This is a genomic window from Vibrio ponticus (assembly GCF_009938225.1).
Taxonomy (GTDB): Bacteria; Pseudomonadota; Gammaproteobacteria; order Enterobacterales; family Vibrionaceae; genus Vibrio; species Vibrio ponticus.
Genome location: NZ_AP019658.1, coordinates 1,352,800 through 1,373,456, shown reverse-complemented (window position 1 = coordinate 1,373,456; position 20,657 = coordinate 1,352,800). Strand labels below are relative to the sequence as shown.

The following is a 20,657-nucleotide window of genomic DNA, read 5'->3' as shown; positions in this document are numbered from 1 at the left end:
AATCAAAATGGAGCGCAGAGTAGCGCTCCTTTTAAGAAATTCCTAATAATTCCAATAGCAAAGAGTACCCACAATGATAAAAGAAATAGAGATCAACAAATCCATGTTTGCAGAGTGGCGACGTGAGTTCCACATGTATCCAGAGATTAGCTACAAAGAACATGAAACGGCAAAGAAGATCGCTAAAATGCTTGAGAGTTTCGGATTCGACGAGGTGCATACTGGCATTGGTGGCACGGGCTTAGTTGGTGTACTTAAGGGAAAATATCCATCAGAAAAGGCTGTTGGTCTTCGCGCTGATATGGATGCTTTAGCAATGGAAGAGCTTAATGATTTCGAACATGCATCAAAAAATAGCGGTGTTATGCATGCTTGCGGTCATGACGGTCATATGGCAACGCTTTTAGCTGCGGCATGGTACTTATCGCAAGATCGAGAATTTAGCGGAACGGTTCACTTCATTTTCCAAACAGCAGAGGAAGAGCTTACTGGTTCAAAGACTATGATCGACGACGGTCTATTCGAACGATTCCCTTGTGATGTTATTTATGGACAGCACAACATGCCGCACGTACCGGAAGGTCACATTTGGCTTCGTGAAGGGGCAATTGAGGCAAGCTGTGACCGATTCGATATTGAGATTGTAGGCAAGGGTGGTCATGCGGCAATGCCAGAAAGCATGATTGACTGTCCGTTGGTTATGAGCCACATCATCATGGCTGCGCACACTATCGTATCTCGTAACGTATCACCGTTAGAGTCGGTAGTTCTCTCTTTTGCCGACGTGCATGCAGGTTCTGGTACTTACAACATCATGCCTAAAACGGCGACCTTAAAAGGCTGCGTTCGTGCATTTGATGAAGGCATTCGCCAACTTACGCTTAAGCGACTAAAAGAGATTGTTGAAATGACAGCCCAAGCGCACGGTGCTAAAGCAACTCTTCTCGTTCGTGACGGTAGTTGTCCTGCGACGGTTAACAATCCAGAACAGGCCAAACTTGTTGCTAAGATAGCGGCGAACCTAATTGGAGAAGACAAGGTTAACGCTGATTGCCGACCACTATCTGGCAGCGAAGACTTCTCTTGGATGCTTCAAGAGATTGAAGGTTGCTACTTCTTCGTTGGCAACGAGGGGGCGTCTCTACACAACCCATCTTACGACTTTAATGACAGCATCATTCCACTTGGTGCATCAATGTTTGTGAAGTTAGTTGAGCACAACCTTCCTGCTAAATAAGCAACTATAGCCACCGCCTCTAGCAGCAGGGGTGGCAAGATAAAATAAGGTCAATCTATGAAATCAGAAAAATACATTGTCGAATTTTTAATGTTCGCAGTTTATCTCGTGTTTGGTGCGAGCTGGAGTACCACTGGCGCGGTTGGTGCGCAAATCATGCAGGACTATGGTGTGGGTGTTTCCGAGTCAGCTATGATGACCAACGCAATTCTTTGGGCGAAAATTCTTGGTGCGCTTGGCATTGCCGTTGTTACCTACAAGCTTGGGATCAAAAGATCCTACCTTCTTGCATTACTTTTAGTTGGTACAGCAGTGCTCGTCCCATTTACTGATAACTTTTACACGCTTGTTCTAATCAGATTTCTAAATGGTTTGGGTGGCGCGATGTGCCTAGTATCAATGGTACCTGTGGTGGCCCACTATTTTGATGCAAAAACGGGAGCGAAGCTTAACAGTATCAATGGTATTCCTAACGTTATCGGTTCTGCGATTGTTCTTATGTTTGCAGCGCCTCTAATCGAATTTGCTGGTGGCTGGAAAACACTTTTAGCGTCTTACGGTTGGATCACGCTTGCATTTGCTGTTGCTTGGGTCGTCTTCTTCAAGGATTTTAAACAAGAAAAAGGTCAAGAGCCGACGCCAGAAGAGAAGCGTGCAGAGATTAAGACCGTTGTTAAGTCTCGTGTAGTTTGGAGCATGATCATTCAGTATGTTGGAGGCTTGCTAATGCTCCTAGTGCCATTCACATACCTGCCGACTTACTATGCAGAGTATGCAAATCTTCCTGCAGACAGTATTGCTTACCTTGCCCCTTCAATTAACCAGATTGGTATTGTTGTTGGTGCGGCACTATCTATTTGGCTGAAAGGCAAAGGCGTTCAATACAAGAAGCTGTTTGCTGTCACCTCAGTAATAATGGCGGTTACAACTTACATGATGTTCTTTGGCTCAAATGAGTACATTATTGTCGCTGGTGCGTTTGGTGCGGGTATGATGCTGTCTTCTTGGTTCAGTTTCATCTTCTCTCTACCTCGTGAACTTCTTAAGAACCCATCAACAAACACAATCATGTTTGCTATGTCTACGTTCTGGCTTGCGTCGTACATTTTGGCTACGGTAAACACACAGATAGTTGGATACTTAGTAGATATGACTGGCAGCTTTGTTAGTGCGTTCTACTACGTTCTTGTGATTCTGGTGGTTTGTCCTATCTTGGCTCAGATGATGTTCCCTAAGTCGAAAGCTGAAAAGCCGTTAGTAGCCAGCGAAGCTGTCTAAATTCTAATTGATAAAGAAGCTCTCGAAAGAGGGCTTTTCTTTGGTACATTCTTTATATGTCATTAATTTACTTCTTCGATATATTCGGCACTGCAATTTTTGCGATATCTGGTGTGTTGGTTGCTTCACGCTTCAGAATGGACGCGTTTGGCGCTGTTGTCCTTGGTGGTCTAACTGCAATTGGAGGCGGAACGATTCGTGACGTTGCACTTGGTGCTACCCCTGTATTTTGGATGAATGACAACACATACCTTTGGACAATCTTAATTACATGCATTGCTTCACTCATTCTTGTTCGAAACAAGAAGACCATACCAAACTGGCTATTGGTCATTTGTGACGCAGTTGGTCTAGCCGTGTTCGTTGGAATTGGATTTGATAAGGCAATGCAGTTTCAAGATTCATATGTAGTAGCAACGACCATGGGAGTAATTACAGGATGCGGAGGGGGAATCCTTAGAGATTCGCTAACAGGTGAAGTGGCTAGCGTACTTAAAAAAGAAATATACGCGACGTCCTGCCTAATTGGTGGTATGACATATGCCATGGCTCTGAATGTTGGTGTAGACAACATGACATCTTTCTCTATGTGTGTGGTTGTGACACTTATAATTAGGCTTGCATCAATGTTGTTTAATTGGTCATTACCACTGGCATATTCTGATAAATAAAAAAAATACCATTTAAAACTGACCTCCAACAGTTGGACAACCGATTGTTGGGGGATTTTTATGTTTAAATACAGTTTCGAATTTGGGCGCTTGGTTGTTAAGCAATGTTTAAATGGTGTGTCATCTCCGTATATCGTAAAAAACATTCAATATCTTCTAGTCAAAATAGCCTTCATCGTTTTAAGCGGTACAAACAACCCTTTGACCCATTCGTATTGTTAATCAAAAGGGAAGCGCATACTCGCCACTTCCCTAAACAAAAACATGGAACAAGATTAGTTGCCTAAAGGTATTATTCCTGAATAACGAATACCTGACAGTTGCGCCATTTCTCGATTCCAAGTGGCGAGATCATCGTGGTTAAAATCACTGAGATTACTGTGCCCGCAAGCACGCGCCATCACTTTCATTAATTCTGTTGACGCTTCAAAGAAATTTTTCAATTGGTGTGAGGCTTTTTCCACATTCAGTCTCTGGCGTAAGTCGGCTTTTTGAGTCGCAATGCCTGCGGGGCAGTTATTGGTATTACACATTCTTGCTGCCACGCAGCCTATCGATTGCATCGCGCTGTTGGAAATGGCAATACCGTCTGCACCCAGTGCCAGTGCTTTGACAAAGTCCATTGGGACGCGCAAGCCACCTGTGATGATCAGTGTGACATTGCCACTCGCGCCCACTTTATCCAGATAGGCTCTCGCTCTGGCTAAGGCTGGAATGGTCGGCACACTGATATGGTCGCGAAACATAGCAGGTGCAGCACCTGTACCGCCGCCACGACCATCTAAGATAATGTAATCCGCACTTGCATCGAGAGCGAATTGGATATCTTGCTCGATGTGATTGGCACTGAGTTTGAAACCAATCGGGATGCCTCCCGTGACTTCACGAACACGATCTGCAAACCGTTTGAAGTCTGCCACGCTATGTAGGTCGGCAAATGTCGGAGGGGAGATCGCCGCGGTACCGGCTTCAATGCCGCGCACTTCGGCAATCTTGCCGATGTTCTTTGCGCCTGGTAAGTGCCCGCCGGTGCCAGTTTTAGCACCTTGCCCACCTTTAAAATGGAACGCCTGCACCCGCTTTAACTTATCTTCGCTGTAGCCAAACTTGGCGCTGGCGAGCTCATAAAAGTAACGAGAGTTAGCGGCTTGCTCTTCAGGCAGCATGCCGCCTTCACCCGAACAGATGCCTGTCCCAGCTAATTCAGCGCCAGTGGCTAATGACACCTTGGCTTCTTGGGACAGCGAGCCAAAGCTCATATCTGAAACCAGTAACGGTATCGCAAGCTTGAGCGGCTTTTTCGCATTTGGACCAATGACTAGCTCGCTACTGACAGGTACATCTTCTTGTAGCGGTTTCGTCGCCATTTGCGCCACCATCACCTGAATATCATCCCAATGTGGCAGTAGATGGCGAGGTACACCCATCGATGTCATAGGACCATGATGTCCCATTTTGCTTAGTCCTTCTCGGGCTAATTGGTGAATAAACTCCACGGTGGGTTCTTCGACGGTAGCGGTGGCAGAGGGGGCTTTTTCTGCGGACTGGATTTGTACGCCCGGTCCTTCTTGTCCCACTTGCTCGGCGCTAAATTGTTTATGGCTACCATCACAAAAGGGGAGGTCATTGGAATGTTTACAACGACAAAGATAAGCATCGCCACTCTCTTCGGCAACAAAGCTTTTGGGTTTGAAGTCGGTACTAGAATGGGAGCCATCACAATAAGGTTGGTTGCTGGAGAGTCCACAGGTGCAGAAGTAATACTCCTGACCTTGTGTTAGTTCAACCTTGATAGGCTTGTTATCTGCGATCACGGGTTTGCTCATCACTCTACTTCCTTTGTTTTTGATGCCACCTAAACGATGACTTTCTTTAAAGCGTAGATTCTTGGCTGAGATTTGAAAGTAACGAGAGAATGAACAAGGGTGAGAGATGAGCGATTTCCGCTGCGATATTCACCAATTCTCACTGGGTGATTATTTTAAAGCAAACGATTGCGCAATCGTTTGTTATTGAGCGATTTGTAAAGTATGATTCGCGCCCTATCGAGGAGATTACTTTATGTTTCGCTTTTTTGCCCTTTTTCTGACCCTTCTTTCTTTTAACGTGACCGCTGCTTCAGAGCGTACCGCTATTGTTGGCGCGATGGATGTGGAAATTGAAGGTCTACTGCCTAAACTCACCAATGTTGAACAGAAGACGATTGGTAAACACTTGTTCCATATCGGTCAACTCAACGGAAAGCCTGTCGTTGTGACTAAATCAGGTGTCGGTAAGGTGAATGCCGCGCTAACGACCACCTTATTAGCCACAGAGTTTGGTGTGGATTCAATTGTTTTCACTGGTATCGCGGGGGCGAGTGCACCAGAGCTCGATCCAATGGATGTAGTAATTTCGACAGCACTCGTGCAGCACGACGTTGACCTGACTGTGTTTGGCGCGCCAATGGGCTTGTTGGATGGCTTTGATAGTCGTGAATTCTTACCGTCTGATGCATTGGTAAAGCATGCGCTTAAATCAGCGCAAACTGTGTTGGGTAAAGATCTCGTCACCACAGGTACGATTGTTTCTGGCGACCAGTTTATTGCAGACAAAGCAAAAGTGGCTTACCTGTACAAAGAATTCAATGCCAAAGCGGTTGAGATGGAAGGGGCTGCACTGGCACAAGTCGCTGATCAATTTGATATTCCTTATGTCGTTATCCGCACTATTTCTGATAAAGCTGACGGCTCTGCAGCTTTGACTTATGAAGAAATGAAAAAAGCGACAGCAGACAACTCAGTCGCGATCATTCTTGAGATGATGAAATAACCCGTTCCGCACTAAAAAAGAAAAGGCTCGGTATCCGATTTATTGTCGAATACCGAGCCTTTTTCGTTTCTTGCTCTTACAATTAGCCGATAACCATCGCGATATAACCCAGAATCAACACGATCACTGAGGTTAAGGCGTATGGTACGGGATAGCCGATGGCTGGCATATCGCTTTGGGTTGCGTCTTGCGCTCCCTTCATTGCTGGTGTGCTGTTTCGCCCCCCGGCACAGGCGCCGGCAAGAATCGCTGGGTTCATCTTTCTAATGTACAAACCGTAGAGCCAAGCAAGCAGTGGAGGAACTAACGCTGCCGTAACGCCCAATAGCGCGATTTTGATAACAATGGTGCCTTGAAACGACTCCAAAATTTTCGGACCGACATTCGCTGCAAGCACGGCAACAAATAGGTTCAAACCGATATCTTGCAAAAAGCTTCTTGCCCCTTCGCTCATTGGTCCACCAAAGGTAGGGTTGCGTGTACGAAGGAAGGAGAAGATGATCCCTGTTAGCATACAGCCAGCTGAAGTGCCGAGTGCAAAAGGGATACCCATGATGCTGACACTGAAGTGACCACAGACATAGCCAATCAAGAGTGCCAGTGCGAGGTAGAACGTCTCGGTGACCGTACTTTCCACAATCGCCACGCCATTGAGTTTTTTGGCGGTTTGGTCAACACACCATTTTGAACCCGCGACTCGGATAACATCGCCCACTTCTACTTGGGTTTGTGGCAATAATGGCAGTTGATGCCCTTGTCTGAATAGCGCTTTGAAGTAGACACCAAAACCCACATCCCCATGCAGCTCTGACAACGCTTTGCCAGCATGAATGGATTTACCAAGGTGAATGTCAGCTACTTCGATATCGACATTACGTGCACGCGGTTCATCGACTTCGTTACCGATATCCGTTTCACCTTCGGCGATAAGTACTCGATATTCACCACGAATGCCGATGATGTCGCCCATTTGTAGAGTCGGATTATCGGCGGCATCAATGACTTGATCTCCACGCACGACTTTGAGGATGGCTGCATCTGGGAACTGTTGGAACAGATCATTGACGGTTTGTCCCACCAATTCTTCATGGGTAACTTGATAAGCGCGAACATCGATTGGCAGTATGCCTGAATCGGAGAAGCCAAAAGTACTTGGTAGCTTTTCGTTATCGCCACCGGTCGAAAACTCAGCCTCTGCATCTTTACCTGCTTTGACTGGATCAATGCCAAACATGGCAGGTAAGTATTTGATCAAGAGGATGATAAGCACAGTAGAAAGGACATAGCTAATCGCGTAGCCAGCGGCGATATTCGCGCTGATATGATCGGCGGTCATGCCTGCTGGTATTTTAAATGCGCCAGAATCAATCGCCGATTGGGCTACTCCCATCACTGCCGTGACGGTGTAACTTCCAGAGATGATGCCAGCAGCATATCCTGGCTCAAGACCGAGCATTTTTGCCCCAAGCATCACGATAGCGAAGTTACTGAATACGACGATTAAACCAATCACCACAAAATCAATCCCGCCTCGAGCAAGTCCCGAGAAGAACTGCGGTCCCACTTTCATCCCAATCGCATACATAAACATCATTAGGAAGATGTCAGAGACGAGCCCAGGCTCGGCGATCTTAAGACCATAAATTGAGTATGAAGCGAGGGCGAGTAACACCCCAACCACCAAGGTACCGGCTGTTGTGCCTAAGCTGACCCCTTTTAGACTAAGACTACCTAATGGATAGCCAATCGCTAATGAAAGGAAGAGAAACACAAACGGGTTTGCGGCTAAATAATGAAATAGAAATTCCATATTCCCACCTTATTTTGAATGGTCAGGCAGAGCGTGACTCTAGCCTGACCATTGGTTAGAGATTAACCGTGATTGAAATTGCTGGATTCATCTGCATCGCTGCCGTTGATGACAGGATGTTGTTTGAAGAATTCGACGCAATGTTTGAGATCTTGGATCAGCAGATCGCCGAGATCGCGGCTAAAACCATGACGAACCAGAATCCGCATAATGACAAGATCTTCCCGATTGGCTGGCATCGCGTAAGCGGCAATTTGCCAGCCACGTGAGCGAATACGGTCGGATAAGTCATAGAGGTTAAAGCCCGGATTTTCTCCCGCTTTTAACGTCCAGCTAAGGGCGGGAATCCCACCGCGACCATCATAGATGATCTCAAATGGTCCCATCTGCTCAATTTCATTGGCAAGATATTGCGCCGTCTCGTAGCAGGCATTATGGATTTTGGTGTAGCCCTCACGTCCAAGACGAAGGAAGTTATAATATTGCGCGACGATTTGACCACCAGGGCGCGAGAAGTTCAGCGCGAAGGTTGGCATGTTGCCGCCTAAGTAATTGACGTTGAAAATCAGATCAGGGTGAAGCGCCTCAGCATCACGCCATACCACCCAGCCCACACCGAGCGGGGCGAGACCAAATTTGTGACCAGAAGCATTGATAGATTTTACCCGTGGTAGACGGAAATCCCATTCCAGCTCTGGTTGGCAAAATGGCGCAAGAAAACCACCACTGGCACCATCGACGTGAATAGGAATGTCGAGACCTGTTTCCTCTTGTAGGCGATCGAGTGCTTCGTGTACCGCTTTTACCGGTTCATATTGACAAGTGAATGTTACCCCTAAGGTAGGAACAACACCGATGGTATTTTCATCACAGCGCTTAATGACTTCTTCAGGCGTCATGATAAGGCGTGAGCCTTCCATCGGGATTTCTCTTAGTTCGATATCCCAATAACGGGCAAACTTATGCCAGCAGACTTGCACCGGACCACAGACCAAGTTGGGTTTATCCGTTGGTTTGCCTTGCGCTTTCATTTTTTCTCGCCAAGCCCATTTTAGCGCCATCCCACCCAGCATGGCGGCTTCACTGGAACCGGTGGTAGAGCAACCCATCGGGTTCGCGGCATCAGGGGCATGCCAAAGATCAGCGAGCATATGGACACAGCGTGATTCAAGTTCAGCGGTTTGCGGATATTCATCCTTATCAATCATGTTTTTATCAATGCATTCGTTCATCAGCGTATGCACTTCATCTTCAACCCATGTTTGACAAAATGTGGCTAAGTTTTGTCTCGAGTTCCCATCAAGCATCAGCTCATCGTGTACCACTTGGTAGGCGTGCGTTGCCGCTTGTTCATTATCAGGAATACGGTACTTGGGCATAACGACAGAGAGGTCTTTTGCTGAGTAAACATCGTCTAGAACTGACCCTGAAAGGGTGGATTTCTTATGTAGAGGCATATCAAATCCTTACTGGTATAAAAGCCTAGGAGTTAAGCTTTACTGGATAAAATATAGTGCTGTTTAACTCATTATGCTCCCCGATCGATAAGTTTATCTCTAGCTAGATGTGAGTATTAAATTTACACCTTTGGTTATTGATCCTTTTGCATAAAGAGAGTTAGCCAACATCAAGGATCAATGAAGAGAAAAAGATCAAATTGCCCTTTACTAATACTGTACCGTACAGTACAGTTTGTGCATTCCAGTTTAGTAGGATTTCGAACATGAACAAAAAGCTCATTGCTTTGGCATTAATCATTGGCTCTGCGGCAGCGGTTGCTACGCAGTTTTACTCTCCGAATGTGGTTACCACTGACAACGCCTACATTCACTCAGACGTAACGGCGATTTCACCAGAAGTCGGTGGTCAGGTGAGCAAGATTTTTGTTGAAGATAACCAATGGGTGAAAAAGGGTGACGCTCTGTTTGCTATTGATGATGAGGATTTCATTGCCAATCAAGAGATCGCGAAATCGGCACTTGAAGTGGCGAATGCTGCGCTGGAAGCGAACCAAACCAAAACCGATATGCAGTTGGTTAAAATTGAGCAAGCCAAGCAGAAGATCACCAGCGCGCAAGCCAATGCTCAGCATCAAAACTCAGAATATAAACGCTTGTCTAACCTAGTGGCGAAGCAGTCAGTAAGTCGTAATCAGTTTGAGGCGCAAAAGACTCGCGCGATTGAAGCCAATAGTAACTTAGAGACGGCTAAATTAGCGCTGGCTGCGGAGAAAAAGCAACTGGATGCGCTACGCACAGAGCATCAACAACTGCTGGCACAACACAAACAAGCAGAAGCTAAACTCAAGTTGGTTGATATCGCACTTGAGCGCACCGTAGTTAAAGCCCCTTTTGATGGTTTTGTTGCCGACAGACAAGTGCAAGTGGGTAAGTTTGTGCAACCGGGTATGGGCTTAATTGTCATGGTGCCAGACTATGTTTGGGTCGAAGCGAACTACAAAGAGACGCAACTAGAGCATGTGGCGGCGGGTCAGCGCGTTGATGTGGTACTTGATATGTATCCTGATACCGTAATTAGTGGTCATGTTAGCTCTATTACACCAGCAACGGGGGCACAATTTAGCTTGCTGCCACCACAGAACGCGACTGGTAACTTCGTCAAAGTGGTTCAGCGCGTGCCAGTAAAAATTGCTTTAGATATCCCTGCTGAGTTGAAGCAGCGCGTCTACCCAGGGTTATCTGCACAGGTTTCTATCGATACTACCCAGCAAGGTTAATCATCATGAAAGCACGTTTACCCTTGCTGTTTGTGGCAACCGTGGTCATTGCCGCTTATGGCATCAACTCAGCAATGTTCACCGAACTTTCTTCTAATATGGCGGCGTCTGTTGGTCTGTCTTTGGATGAAGTCGAGCGAGTGAAAGTCGGTTTTATGATCGCCCAAATATTGGGGTATATGTTTACTCCCATCTTGGCGCGTCGCATCGGTAGTCAATACGTTTTAAGTATCGCCTTGTCGGTTAGTCTAGCCGTCAGTGCGATCTTCTATTGGCATGGGGTAAGCGAAGGGTTGTTTGCCTTTCTATGGCTATGCAATGGTTTCGCCATGAGTGCATTGCTGGTGGTGGTGAACCTCTATCTACTTGAGCGATTTGAACACCAGCTTTTACCAGCGATCATTGCTTTCACCTTATTGTTTTCAACCCTGCTTCCAATGGGCGTCTACCCATGGTTAATGGCGCAGTTCGTCGAGTATTACCATTGGTCGCTATTTTGTGTGGTCTCTGCTTGGTTACTCTTTTCGGCATTGGTTGTCACGGCATGCTTTCCGTTAGGTGAGGTGACGATAGCGGAAAAATTGAAATCATCATTCTCCGTTTATCTTGTGCTGGCGGTGACCGCGGCATTAAGTGTATTTCTGCTCATGCGTGGTTCGCATTATAACTGGCTAGATTCGCAATGGTTTGCGAATTGGGTCGTGGTGGCTTCGGCGCTGGGGTTGGCGGTGATATTTATTTTGGTGAGAACGCGCTCACTTAATACCGCTTCGATGCAGTTACATGATGACCTTAAAACCAACGTATTTATGTACAACGCCTTTTTAGCCGGTTTTGCGGTGATGGCGAGTACGGCGTTATTCAATAATTTTCTCAAGATGGCGCTGGCGTACAACAGTCTCAATGCGGGTTATTGGCAGGTGCCTTCGTTCATGACCATGTTAGTTGGCATGCTACTGAGTGTGGTTGTGTTCTATTTCAAACGACCATTGGCTGATGCGTTTGTCCCTTTTGGTGTGCTGATGATTCTGCTCTCGGTGTACGATTTCAGTCAGCTACCAAGCTACGCCGGAACGGATGCTTTGCTCATCCCAATGTTGCTGCGTGGCTTTGGTATCGGTCTGCTTAATGTCTCAGTGACCATTGCCGTTTTGCTGCACTTCAAACCGCAACAGCGACTTGAAGGAATCAGCAATTTCTATTTATTCAGAACCTTTGGTGGGGTCATCGGTGGTGCGTTTTTCTCGCGGGTTATCCAAAATCATAGCGCGCAGGCATCCGGTGAAATTGGTCGTACTTTTGCCGGTACGAGTAATGGTTTTGCCAATTATGAGCAAGCATTGAGTAGCGCGATTTTAACCAACGGTCATATCCCGTCGTCGTCATTGGGTATGAGCCAGATGAGCATGGTCGTTAAAGAGCAAGCGACAACGTTGGCACTAAACAACTCACTAATTGTGTTTATTTTCTCAATTGTTGCCTTAGCGCCGGTGCTACTGATAGGTAAAAAGATCGTTGCTAAACGAGCCAAGCAAGCCGCAGCGATGGCTTAGTAGCAAAGAGCCGATAACAACGGGCAATGTTTAAAAAGGGGGAGTGTAATTTACGCTCCCCCTTTATTATGTCTCGAATAAATCGATAGCTTATTGGCGATACAGCGATAAAAATGCAGATACGGCTTGCTGACAATGTTGTTCAAGCGTCGTGTCATCTGGCAGGTCTAACCCAATTAACGCCATGTTTTGATAATCGAGCTTAATGAGCCCTAATAATTGGTCACAGGCAAGCTCAACGTCGCTGAATGCAAGTTGGCTAGATACCAAGTCTGACTTGAGATACTCAATCAAATATTGGCGAATGCTGACCGGACCATTAAACCAGAACTGATGTGGTACCGATTCATGCTTGTTAAAGTCAGCGGAAATGATGCGGTACAGACCCAAAATTGGGTTTGAGCAGATACCCTTGAGGTATTCCATAGCGAACTCTTCAAGCGTTTGTTGTACAGATTGATGCTGCTTATCGGATAGCTGAAACGCAGACTCTAAGGTGGTTTTGGTATTGTGCTTTAGCACCTCAACAAACAAGCCTTCTTTGTTGGTAAAGTAGCGATAAAGGGTTTGCTTAGACCCACCACAAATAGCCACGACTTGATCCAGTGCGGTGTCTTTATAGCCTTGTTCGATAAACAGTTTAGTGGCAACTTCGATGATTCGAGTTCGTTTTTCTTGAGTGGAAGCTCGCATAAACCTAGACCTTAAATTAATACTGTTCGGTACAGTACCATTTATGTGTGCTGACTACACAAGGTTTGGGTCAAAAGTGTGTGATGCAATAGAAACTTTTGCATTCAGGAGAGAGGGGACTCCAACGATGGCGTACAAAAATAGCCACGTTGTGTGGCTATTTTGCTCGGTCTACCAAGAATAGTTGACTAGGTACGGTCTATTAGTCATTCATTTTCGGTTTCGGTTTGAATAGCGCCAACAGAGGAATCAAACACAAATACGAGAACAGCAAGAAGCCAAAGGTATAAACAAACGCCGTTAGGGTAGATTGCTGATGCAACAAGTTTTGGATTTGCGCCAAAAAGGTTGGATCGGTAATCGTCGTGCCTTGGGCGTGTGCTGCTTGCTGTAGGGCCGGATTAGTTGGCGAAAGTGCGCCGCCTAACTCATTCCACTCTTTCTGCTGAATGCGAGAAAAGTAAGTATTTACTATCGAAATACCAAAAGAGCCACCGATGGTTCGACACAAGTTAAACACCACCGCACCACCAATGGTGTCTTTTGGTGCCAGTGTGGCGTAAGCCAGTTGGCTGAGTGGCGCAAACACTAAGCCCATGCCCGCACCTTGGACAATACTTGGCAGTAAAATCCAGTAGATATTGATGTCCATTGAATATTGGGTCATCAAATAGGTACCCGCGGCATTGAGCGAAAGACCAATCACGATCAGCACGCGAGCATCGATGCGGTCCATATAACGCGCCAGCGCCAATAGAACAATCGCCGAAGTCAGCCCGCGTGGTGCCATCATAAAGCCGGTGGTTTCTACCGGATAATTGAGCAGCTGCTCCAGCATCATTGGTTGCAATTGCGTGATGCCAAACATCCCCATCGAGAAGCCGGCCATAACGATACACGACATAGCTAAGTTGCGGTCGCGCAATAACCAGATAGGGGCAATGTCGCCCTTGGTCATAATTGAGCGCCCAACAAAAAAGATGATCGCGATACCACTGATGATCGCCGCAAGTAGGATTTCATTGGATTGGAACCAAGACTCTTCATTACCTCTATCGAGTACCATTTGCAGCAAACCGATACCGATGGTCATCGCAATCACCAGTGGCCAGTCAATTTTACTCTCACCACGTCCATCAAGTTTGACGAAGAAATACAGCAGCGCTAAACAGATGGCACCGATCGGTAAGTTAACGTAGAAGATCCAACGCCAGTCCATGTTCTCGGTGATAATGCCACCGAGTGTAGGACCAAGAATCGGTCCAAGTAGTACGCCAACGCTGAACAATGCCATCGCTTTACCGCGCTGATTTTTTGGATAAATCTGCACCATAATTGATTGTGAAAGCGGAATCACCGATGCACCAAATGCACCTTGCATGATGCGGAAAGTCACCATTTCAGCAATGGTATCGGCTTGCCCACACAGTGCCGAGGTAATGACAAACCCGCTAACGGAGAGCAGCAGCAATCGGCGGATACCAAATTTCAGTGCAAGAAAGCTCGCCAAAGGAATAAAGATTGCTTCTGCCATTGAGTAGGAGGTGAGTACCCAAGTGACTTGATCAGATGTTACCCCCAACGCGCCCATCATGTGAGGAAGGGCGACATTGGCAATGGTCATATCAAGTAGCACCATAATGGCGGACAGCATAACCGCGAGTGTGACTAACTTCCGTGTCCCCTCACTCATAACATTGGCTTCCTCATCTCCTGAGGTCGCCATGTGTGCTATTTCCGCCATATATTATTGCTCTTGTTGGCTAGGTGACGCTGAAGCTGAGCTAGAGTGAGTCACTGTATCTACGGTTACAGTTGCACTTGCACCAACGCGAAGCGGGAAGGCTGGGTGTTCTGACTCATCCGTTAAGTGGATCAAAATAGGGAAACGTTGTGGAATTTTAACCCAGTTACCGGTGGCATTCTCCGGTGGTAATAGAGAGAACGACGAGCCACTTGCTGGCGAGATCGCTTTCACTGTGCCGTGGTACTCAGCATTTGGGTAAAGATCTAACTCGATGCTGACTGGCATGTCAGTGGTGATTCGCTCTAACTGAGTTTCTTTAAAGTTGGCTTGTACCCAGAAGGTATTGCTTTCAACCAGTGGAACCAGCGCTTGTCCTGGAGAAACAACGCTGCCTGCGTGAGCACTGAGTTTACCCAAGTGACCGTCTCTAGGTGCGAAGATGTTGGTGTATGAGAGAGAAAGGCTGGCTTGGCTAAGGGCTGCAGCAGCGCGTTTCACTTCAGGCGCAGCTTCACCTTGTGCACCTTGTGCTTTAATCAACTGCGACATATTCGCGCGTGCGGCAATCACGTTTTCTTCAGCGCTGGAGAGTTTGGCTTTGGCGTCATCCAGTTGTTGAGCTGGGAGCAGTTGTTTTTTAACCAGGTTATCGATGCGGCGGTAAGTGGATTGCGCATCGGCAAGTAGGGCGAGTGTGCTTTTTACATTGGCACTGGCAGCAAGAATTGCATCATCAGTGGCGGCATTACTCTGGATTGCAACTTCGTATGCGGCTTGCGCTTCATCAAGCTTTGCTTGGAAAGGCGCTGGGTCAATTTGGTAGAGCAAGTCACCTTGGCTAACTTCTTGATAGTTAGAAACATTGACGTTAAGTACTTTGCCACTCACTTGGGGCGCAATATAAATCACATTGGCGTGTACGTAGGCATCATCAGTACTTGGGTAATTTTTTTGGTGCTGTACATAGAAATAGCCAGCGGTTGCAAGGATCGCCGCGAAGATCACCATAATAGTAAGATTGCGGAGAAAATGGGAAGGGGCGGTATTTTCACTCATTGTTATAACCCAACTCGATTGTATGCCCATTGCTTGGACGTTTTAATTTGATGCAGAATTGCTTAGTTACATTTACTTACAAAGATAGTAGATCTAGATCACATCACGAACAACGACTTAGCGCAAAAAAGAAACGCAGCGACTGGTCAATTTACTTTACACTTGGAAAATAAGAAGGCTATCTTGGTTTTCCTTGGCATATTGTTTTGAGTTTCATTTGCTGAATACTGTTTGACAGTTTAGTGCAAAGATCATTAAACTGCGCACCACTGACCATGTGGTCAGTTTGTTTGAGAAGTGAGTGAAAACATGGACAAAAAAGACCAAATCATCGAAGTTGCGCTTCAGTTGTTTGCTAAAAACGGCTTTGAAAAGACACCGGTATCGGCGATTTGTGAGGAGGCTGAAGTCTCTAAAGGATTGGTTTTCCACCACTTTAAAAATAAAAATGAACTGCTTAGAGAAGTATTTAAATACATCACTAAAATCATCGATGAAACGGATGATAGCTTCCTCGCGGTAGAAGATCCTAAACAGAGACTAAAAACGCTGATAGAAGCGATTTTTGCCGGTATGGCAGTGCCGGAACACAGAGCGATTTACCAGTTTAACTTCAATGTCATGGTGCAACCTACCACGCGAGCACTACTGATTGATTTGATTGATGAGCGGATGGACGCATTGCGTGCGGGAGCAGAAGAGGTGTTTGACTACCTTGGTCATCCGCAACCAGCAGTCATTAGCCGCATGTTTGTCGCAGAAATTGATGGGATTGCACTCAATTATCTTTTAAATGATGACTTCCCCCTTGAAGCAGTACAGCAAGAATTCATTAAGAAGTATTGCTAAATCGACACCAAGCGAGCAAGTCTAAGCAAAGGGCACAATGTGCCCTTTGTTGTACAAGTGCTAGCAGTTATTCACCAATTGCTCTGTTTTTTCTAGCCATGCCTGGCGAGTCTTATCATCTGAACTGATCACCGGTCCAAAGTAGGTGGCAGACTGATTCTTAATACCAGAGAAGTCTAAAATAGAACGTTTCAACTCACGATAGATTGCGTTGCCTTTAATATACTTATACCAAAAGGGCGGAGTGTCGAGGGTAAATATCAGCTGTGAGGTGCGCCCTTCTAGGAGCTTCTTGGGGATGGCTTTACCGCTGACATATTTAAACGCAAAGCCGGGTAAAAAAGTTCGATCAATTAACCCTTTAAACTTGGCTGGTAATGTACCCCACCAAACCGGGCTGACAATGACCACGTGATTTGCCCATTCAACTTGCTGCTGAAAGTGAAGTAAGTCTGGCTCGAGCGCTGTTTTGGTGTCATACCCTTGGTCGAGGCTAATCGCAAAGTCTAGATTGTCGAGGTGAATCAGCTCAACTTGATGCTGGTTGGATGCCGCTAATGCGTAGCGCTCGGCAAGCGCTTTACACAAACTGTCTGATTTAGGGTTGGCATTAATCACGAGAACTTTTTTCATTTTCTGCATTTCCATATCGTTGAAAAATGCAGTGTAAACTCTCACCTACGGGTAAGAGTCAACCCCTTTTAAGCAATTATCGATGGACGCTCTGCACGCTTCGATTCGTCGTTGCTGTTGTTTGAGTTCGATAATCTGTTTTTCGACTTGCTGATGTTTATCAATCAAGAAGTCATGCACCAACTGCCAGTCAAAATCGTCTTGGCTGTTTTTCATCTCCACCATATCAGAGAGATGGATGCCGAGTGCTTGCGCTTCCTTAATGATCTTGATGAGATTGATATTAGCTTGGCTATAGATGCGGTACTTTCCTGAACGCGCAACTTCAAGTAATCCGAGAGATTCATAGAGCCGAATTGCTCTTTGAGTGGCACCAGTCAGTTGTGATGCTTGCTTGATATACATAATTATCCCTTTGGCGTGAGTGGCTTTGGAGGTATGTGCAGCGACATTTTGTAATAAGCGACTTCGGATTTGTAGAACTCTTCACCTTACTGATACAGGGCTAACAAACGCAATGACTTCCCCGCTTTATTTTAGAGTTTGCGAGGCATATTAGTGCCTTAAGCGTGTGCTTGTCGGCTATCTTGTGGCGCTTGTTCTCGCTCGCTCATGCCATAGTCACGAATCACCCCAGCGACTCGTAAACGGTAGTTTTCAAATATACCGCCGCGACCTTGAGCTTGAGCAAAACGATGCGCTTCTAAATTACGCCACGCTTCAATTGCAGCTTCGTCACGCCAGAATGACAGCGATAGCACCTTAGTTTGGTCAGTTAAACTCTGAAAGCGCTCTATCGAGATAAATCCATCAATCTCAGCGAGAAGCGGTCTAATTTCACTGGCAATGTCGAGGTATTGTGAGGTTTTGCCCTCAGCAACTTGAACTTCAAAAATAACAGCAATCATGGTGTTTCTCTTCGTCTGGCGATAAAAAACGCCGCCCGATGGCAGCGTTGTTAACTTACATTCCCAAGCACTTTAAGTTACCTGGGGATGAGTAGTGCGGTTGATAAGTTTATCAACTTAGTTTACTGAAGTTGTCGGTAGAACGCGCTTTAAAATGTCGGCAAGTGTTACCACACCGACCATTTTTTCATCTTTACTCACGACCGCTAACTGGACACTGGCTTCGCGCATGCGGGCGAGTGCTTCGTAGACCGGTGTTTTCGAGTCGAGTACATAAGCATTACGTGCCACTTCTCGGGCTGGTCTATCTGCAGGCTCGAGTAACGTATCGCGCACATGGACAACTAGAGGTTTTAGCCCTCTGTTACCAAACACGAGAATACGCAAGTGCCCCGATTCCATCGCGGCTGCACGCACGTCTGCCACGGTGGCATTCTTGTCGACATGCGCCATCACCTGACCTTCAGTAACCAAAGATTCAATCTGAATCGAGCTAAGATCGATAAGACCAGAAAGCTGCTTTTGAATTTTTGGTTGTAGGGTACCAACGTTGCCAGAATGCTCCACCAACTGGCGAATGGTGTCAATATCTTGCCCGCCAACAGCCGCGCTTTCCACTGGTTCAACACCCGAGGCTTTCACCAAACGGTTAGCGATGCTGTTAATCCAGTTAAGCAGAGGACGCAGCGGCCAAACATAGGCTCTCGCGACAATACCGATAGCTAGCGCGGATTTCTCAGGATGCGCAATCGACCATGATTTCGGCGCCATTTCGCCGACAACTAAGTGAAGGAAGGTCACGACAAACAGAGCAAAGCCAAAAGCTGCGCCATCTGCTAGCCATTCTGGCATGCCAAGCGCAATAAAGACCGGACCGACCCATTGATCAACAGCAGGTTTGGTGACCGCGCCTAATGCAAAGGTACAGAAAGTAATACCGAGCTGTGCACCTGCCAGCATTAGCGTTAGGTCGTTCATGCCTCGTAGTGCCGCGCGTGCAGAGCGGCTTTCAACCGCCATTTCTTCAAGGCGATGTCGACGAGCACCCAATAAAGCGAACTCGATGATGACGAAGAAACCACTTAAAACAATCAGCGCGAAAGTGATAACAGAAACAATCAATGGGTCGTTCATTTTTTCTTCTCCAAGATTGATTTCTCTACCAGTTTTACACGCACTTCCGTTGGCACATGTCTTTCGATACGCAGCACGCTTACCTCTAAGTGACGTAATAGTGGTTCGCCAGATGCGAGTTCGGAAGGATCGATTGGCAGCGCGACGGTAATCATTTCTCCATTAACAGGCAGTGCGCCTTTTTCGGCAATCAGCATCCCGGCAATGGTTTCTACATCACGTCTTGGCAGATCGTAACCAATCGCACGCTTCACTTCGTCAAGGTGGACATCGCCGGTCATTAACCAGACTTTGTCACTTTCCGCGACGACGGCATTGCTATTGTCCATATCGTGTTCGTCAGTGATTTCACCAACGATTTCCATCGCTAAATCTTCGATGGTCAACACCCCAGCGAAACCGCCGTATTCATCGATCACACAAGCCAATTGGTTAGTTGATGTCACGAGTTGGTCTAGGGCGTCAGGCAGTCTCATCAGCGTTGGTAGGACAGTCGCTGGGCGCATAACAGATGCAACGGTCGCATCAGCATGCCCAGTTTCGATTTTATTCAGGACATCAGCAAGGTGCACAACACCCACTGGCGCATCATCGTCATTAATCACTGGGTAGCGGGTATGAGCCTGTGCCATCAGCGATAAAAGCTCGGTAAGTGTTGTCTCTGGTTCAACCCAATCCACTTGTGAACGAGGCACCATTGCGTGCTCGACATCGCGCTCAGGGAAGTCGAGGATGCGGTCCATCATGAACGAGAGTTCCACGGGTAAATCGCCGCTGTTGCGGGAGTTGGCGATGATATGGTGCAGATCTTCTTCTGAGGCACTGACGTCTAAATCATGCACCGGCTCGATGCGTACGGCACGCAATAGCAGGTTAGCAGATTTGTCGAAGAAACTGATGATCCAACCAAACACCGACATGTAAATCAGCGTTGAGCGAGATAGCATGCGAGACATCGGCTCTGCGTTGGCAATGGCGAGGTTTTTTGGGTATAGCTCACCCAGGATCATTTGTACCACCATGGCGATGACTAACGTTGCCACCGTACCGACTGCGATGCCCGTTTCTAGTTCCATGCCAAAGTTTTGCAACAACACACCAAGTGAACGACCGACCAAAGGCTCAGCGACAAAGCCCAGCACAAGACCAGTAACAGTAATGCCAAGCTGCGCACCTGACAGCATAAAGCTGGTGCGTTTCGTGACGGAAAGGGCGCGTTTAGCGGCGGGATCGCCGGAGGCGGCGAAAGTGGCGAGTCTGGTTCTATCGACCGCCATATAGGCAAACTCTTGGGCAACGAAATAGCCATTTGCAGCAATAATTGCCAAGATAAATAGAATGCCAAACAGAAGAGTAATTAGAGGTTCAATCATTGTTGGTCCCTCCTTTGGTAACACAGAGTTATTAAGGAGTTACACAATCGACTTGAATCGGTATCCACACAGTATTCCTAAGGTAAAAACAGGAAGCGCAGTATATTTCTGCTGTAATAAAATCGTCTATTAATAGTTTTGTATCGCTTTGACAACAAAATGAGAAC

Annotated in this window: 18 protein-coding genes; 7 read left to right on the top strand and 11 right to left on the bottom strand. The window is 46.7% G+C overall.

Features of this window, described 5'->3' with window-relative positions; all coding sequences use genetic code 11:
- The first annotated feature begins 73 nt into the window (after positions 1–73).
- The 3 genes from GZN30_RS20350 to GZN30_RS20340 are packed head-to-tail and all read left to right on the top strand — an operon-like array spanning position 74 to position 3,186.
- Positions 74–1,237: a M20 aminoacylase family protein gene (locus GZN30_RS20350; protein ID WP_075648469.1), complete on the top strand. Its 1,164-nt coding sequence runs from the start codon at positions 74–76 to the stop codon at positions 1,235–1,237.
- Positions 1,238–1,294: 57 nt separating this feature from the next.
- Entirely contained in the window at positions 1,295–2,515 is a 1,221-nt protein-coding gene (locus GZN30_RS20345; protein ID WP_075648467.1) for an MFS transporter, read from the top strand.
- A 56-nt stretch (positions 2,516–2,571) separates the two neighbouring features.
- Entirely contained in the window at positions 2,572–3,186 is a 615-nt protein-coding gene (locus GZN30_RS20340; RefSeq protein ID WP_075648465.1) for a trimeric intracellular cation channel family protein, read from the top strand.
- Between the two features lie 275 nt (positions 3,187–3,461).
- Here GZN30_RS20340 and GZN30_RS20335 read toward each other — a convergent pair whose 3' ends face one another.
- Entirely contained in the window at positions 3,462–5,012 is a 1,551-nt protein-coding gene (locus GZN30_RS20335; RefSeq protein ID WP_075648463.1) for a glutamate synthase-related protein, read from the bottom strand.
- A gap of 235 nt (positions 5,013–5,247) precedes the next feature.
- Between GZN30_RS20335 and GZN30_RS20330 the strand changes: the two genes are divergently transcribed.
- Positions 5,248–5,997 (top strand): 5'-methylthioadenosine/adenosylhomocysteine nucleosidase, encoded by a 750-nt coding sequence (locus tag GZN30_RS20330; RefSeq protein ID WP_075648461.1) that lies wholly within the window; start codon positions 5,248–5,250, stop codon positions 5,995–5,997.
- 82 nt (positions 5,998–6,079) lie between these two features.
- Here GZN30_RS20330 and GZN30_RS20325 read toward each other — a convergent pair whose 3' ends face one another.
- Entirely contained in the window at positions 6,080–7,807 is a 1,728-nt protein-coding gene (locus GZN30_RS20325; RefSeq protein ID WP_075648459.1) for an aspartate:alanine exchanger family transporter, read from the bottom strand.
- Positions 7,808–7,869: 62 nt separating this feature from the next.
- Positions 7,870–9,264 carry a glutamate decarboxylase gene (locus GZN30_RS20320; protein ID WP_075648456.1) on the bottom strand — a complete coding sequence of 465 codons (1,395 nt, stop codon included), beginning with the start codon at positions 9,262–9,264 and terminating at the stop codon, positions 7,870–7,872.
- Positions 9,265–9,530: 266 nt separating this feature from the next.
- On the opposite strand from GZN30_RS20320, the gene GZN30_RS20315 reads away from it, so the two are divergent.
- Together GZN30_RS20315 and GZN30_RS20310 are read left to right on the top strand one after the other, a co-directional pair.
- The gene (locus GZN30_RS20315) at positions 9,531–10,544 is read left to right on the top strand and encodes an HlyD family secretion protein (RefSeq protein WP_075648454.1); all 1,014 of its coding nucleotides are present in this window, start codon (positions 9,531–9,533) and stop codon (positions 10,542–10,544) included.
- Positions 10,545–10,549: 5 nt separating this feature from the next.
- Positions 10,550–12,097: an MFS transporter gene (locus GZN30_RS20310; RefSeq protein ID WP_075648452.1), complete on the top strand. Its 1,548-nt coding sequence runs from the start codon at positions 10,550–10,552 to the stop codon at positions 12,095–12,097.
- A 90-nt stretch (positions 12,098–12,187) separates the two neighbouring features.
- Here the strand turns inward: GZN30_RS20310 and GZN30_RS20305 are convergent, their stop codons facing one another.
- The 3 genes from GZN30_RS20305 to GZN30_RS20295 all read right to left on the bottom strand — a co-directional run bounded on the left by GZN30_RS20305 (position 12,188) and on the right by GZN30_RS20295 (position 15,593).
- Positions 12,188–12,790 (bottom strand): TetR/AcrR family transcriptional regulator, encoded by a 603-nt coding sequence (locus GZN30_RS20305; protein ID WP_075648450.1) that lies wholly within the window; start codon positions 12,788–12,790, stop codon positions 12,188–12,190.
- Between the two features lie 202 nt (positions 12,791–12,992).
- Positions 12,993–14,516, bottom strand: coding sequence for a DHA2 family efflux MFS transporter permease subunit (locus GZN30_RS20300; RefSeq protein ID WP_197739803.1), 1,524 nt, complete (start codon positions 14,514–14,516; stop codon positions 12,993–12,995).
- Between the two features lie 21 nt (positions 14,517–14,537).
- A complete protein-coding gene (locus tag GZN30_RS20295) occupies positions 14,538–15,593 on the bottom strand; it encodes an HlyD family secretion protein (RefSeq protein ID WP_075648446.1) in 1,056 nt (351 codons plus the stop codon).
- A gap of 309 nt (positions 15,594–15,902) precedes the next feature.
- On the opposite strand from GZN30_RS20295, the gene GZN30_RS20290 reads away from it, so the two are divergent.
- Positions 15,903–16,442 carry a TetR/AcrR family transcriptional regulator gene (locus GZN30_RS20290; RefSeq protein ID WP_075648444.1) on the top strand — a complete coding sequence of 180 codons (540 nt, stop codon included), beginning with the start codon at positions 15,903–15,905 and terminating at the stop codon, positions 16,440–16,442.
- 60 nt (positions 16,443–16,502) lie between these two features.
- Here GZN30_RS20290 and GZN30_RS20285 read toward each other — a convergent pair whose 3' ends face one another.
- From GZN30_RS20285 to GZN30_RS20265, 5 genes are all read right to left on the bottom strand, one after another.
- Complete coding sequence (locus GZN30_RS20285; RefSeq protein WP_075648442.1) at positions 16,503–17,075, bottom strand: NAD(P)H-dependent oxidoreductase; 573 nt, start codon at positions 17,073–17,075, stop codon at positions 16,503–16,505.
- Between the two features lie 45 nt (positions 17,076–17,120).
- A complete protein-coding gene (locus tag GZN30_RS20280) occupies positions 17,121–17,480 on the bottom strand; it encodes a MerR family transcriptional regulator (protein ID WP_075648440.1) in 360 nt (119 codons plus the stop codon).
- Positions 17,481–17,638: 158 nt separating this feature from the next.
- Positions 17,639–17,983, bottom strand: a complete 345-nt coding sequence (locus GZN30_RS20275; RefSeq protein ID WP_075648438.1) for an antibiotic biosynthesis monooxygenase family protein — start codon at positions 17,981–17,983, stop codon at positions 17,639–17,641.
- A gap of 117 nt (positions 17,984–18,100) precedes the next feature.
- Positions 18,101–19,117, bottom strand: a complete 1,017-nt coding sequence (locus GZN30_RS20270; RefSeq protein ID WP_075648436.1) for a CNNM domain-containing protein — start codon at positions 19,115–19,117, stop codon at positions 18,101–18,103.
- Positions 19,114–20,490: a hemolysin family protein gene (locus GZN30_RS20265; protein WP_075648434.1), complete on the bottom strand. Its 1,377-nt coding sequence runs from the start codon at positions 20,488–20,490 to the stop codon at positions 19,114–19,116. The genes GZN30_RS20270 and GZN30_RS20265 overlap by 4 nt, the downstream gene beginning before the upstream one ends.
- Positions 20,491–20,657: the final 167 nt, after the last annotated feature.

What these genes read in the sequence shown, in the direction of transcription:
- GZN30_RS20350 (WP_075648469.1), top strand. Translation starts at nt 74, where the DNA reads ATGATAAAAGAAATAGAGATCAACAAATCCATGTTTGCAGAGTGGCGA.
- GZN30_RS20345 (WP_075648467.1), top strand. Translation starts at nt 1,295, where the DNA reads ATGAAATCAGAAAAATACATTGTCGAATTTTTAATGTTCGCAGTTTAT.
- GZN30_RS20340 (WP_075648465.1), top strand. Translation starts at nt 2,572, where the DNA reads ATGTCATTAATTTACTTCTTCGATATATTCGGCACTGCAATTTTTGCG.
- GZN30_RS20335 (WP_075648463.1), bottom strand. Translation starts at nt 5,012, where the DNA reads ATGAGCAAACCCGTGATCGCAGATAACAAGCCTATCAAGGTTGAACTA.
- GZN30_RS20330 (WP_075648461.1), top strand. Translation starts at nt 5,248, where the DNA reads ATGTTTCGCTTTTTTGCCCTTTTTCTGACCCTTCTTTCTTTTAACGTG.
- GZN30_RS20325 (WP_075648459.1), bottom strand. Translation starts at nt 7,807, where the DNA reads ATGGAATTTCTATTTCATTATTTAGCCGCAAACCCGTTTGTGTTTCTC.
- GZN30_RS20320 (WP_075648456.1), bottom strand. Translation starts at nt 9,264, where the DNA reads ATGCCTCTACATAAGAAATCCACCCTTTCAGGGTCAGTTCTAGACGAT.
- GZN30_RS20315 (WP_075648454.1), top strand. Translation starts at nt 9,531, where the DNA reads ATGAACAAAAAGCTCATTGCTTTGGCATTAATCATTGGCTCTGCGGCA.
- GZN30_RS20310 (WP_075648452.1), top strand. Translation starts at nt 10,550, where the DNA reads ATGAAAGCACGTTTACCCTTGCTGTTTGTGGCAACCGTGGTCATTGCC.
- GZN30_RS20305 (WP_075648450.1), bottom strand. Translation starts at nt 12,790, where the DNA reads ATGCGAGCTTCCACTCAAGAAAAACGAACTCGAATCATCGAAGTTGCC.
- GZN30_RS20300 (WP_197739803.1), bottom strand. Translation starts at nt 14,516, where the DNA reads ATGGCGACCTCAGGAGATGAGGAAGCCAATGTTATGAGTGAGGGGACA.
- GZN30_RS20295 (WP_075648446.1), bottom strand. Translation starts at nt 15,593, where the DNA reads ATGAGTGAAAATACCGCCCCTTCCCATTTTCTCCGCAATCTTACTATT.
- GZN30_RS20290 (WP_075648444.1), top strand. Translation starts at nt 15,903, where the DNA reads ATGGACAAAAAAGACCAAATCATCGAAGTTGCGCTTCAGTTGTTTGCT.
- GZN30_RS20285 (WP_075648442.1), bottom strand. Translation starts at nt 17,075, where the DNA reads ATGAAAAAAGTTCTCGTGATTAATGCCAACCCTAAATCAGACAGTTTG.
- GZN30_RS20280 (WP_075648440.1), bottom strand. Translation starts at nt 17,480, where the DNA reads ATGTATATCAAGCAAGCATCACAACTGACTGGTGCCACTCAAAGAGCA.
- GZN30_RS20275 (WP_075648438.1), bottom strand. Translation starts at nt 17,983, where the DNA reads ATGATTGCTGTTATTTTTGAAGTTCAAGTTGCTGAGGGCAAAACCTCA.
- GZN30_RS20270 (WP_075648436.1), bottom strand. Translation starts at nt 19,117, where the DNA reads ATGAACGACCCATTGATTGTTTCTGTTATCACTTTCGCGCTGATTGTT.
- GZN30_RS20265 (WP_075648434.1), bottom strand. Translation starts at nt 20,490, where the DNA reads ATGATTGAACCTCTAATTACTCTTCTGTTTGGCATTCTATTTATCTTG.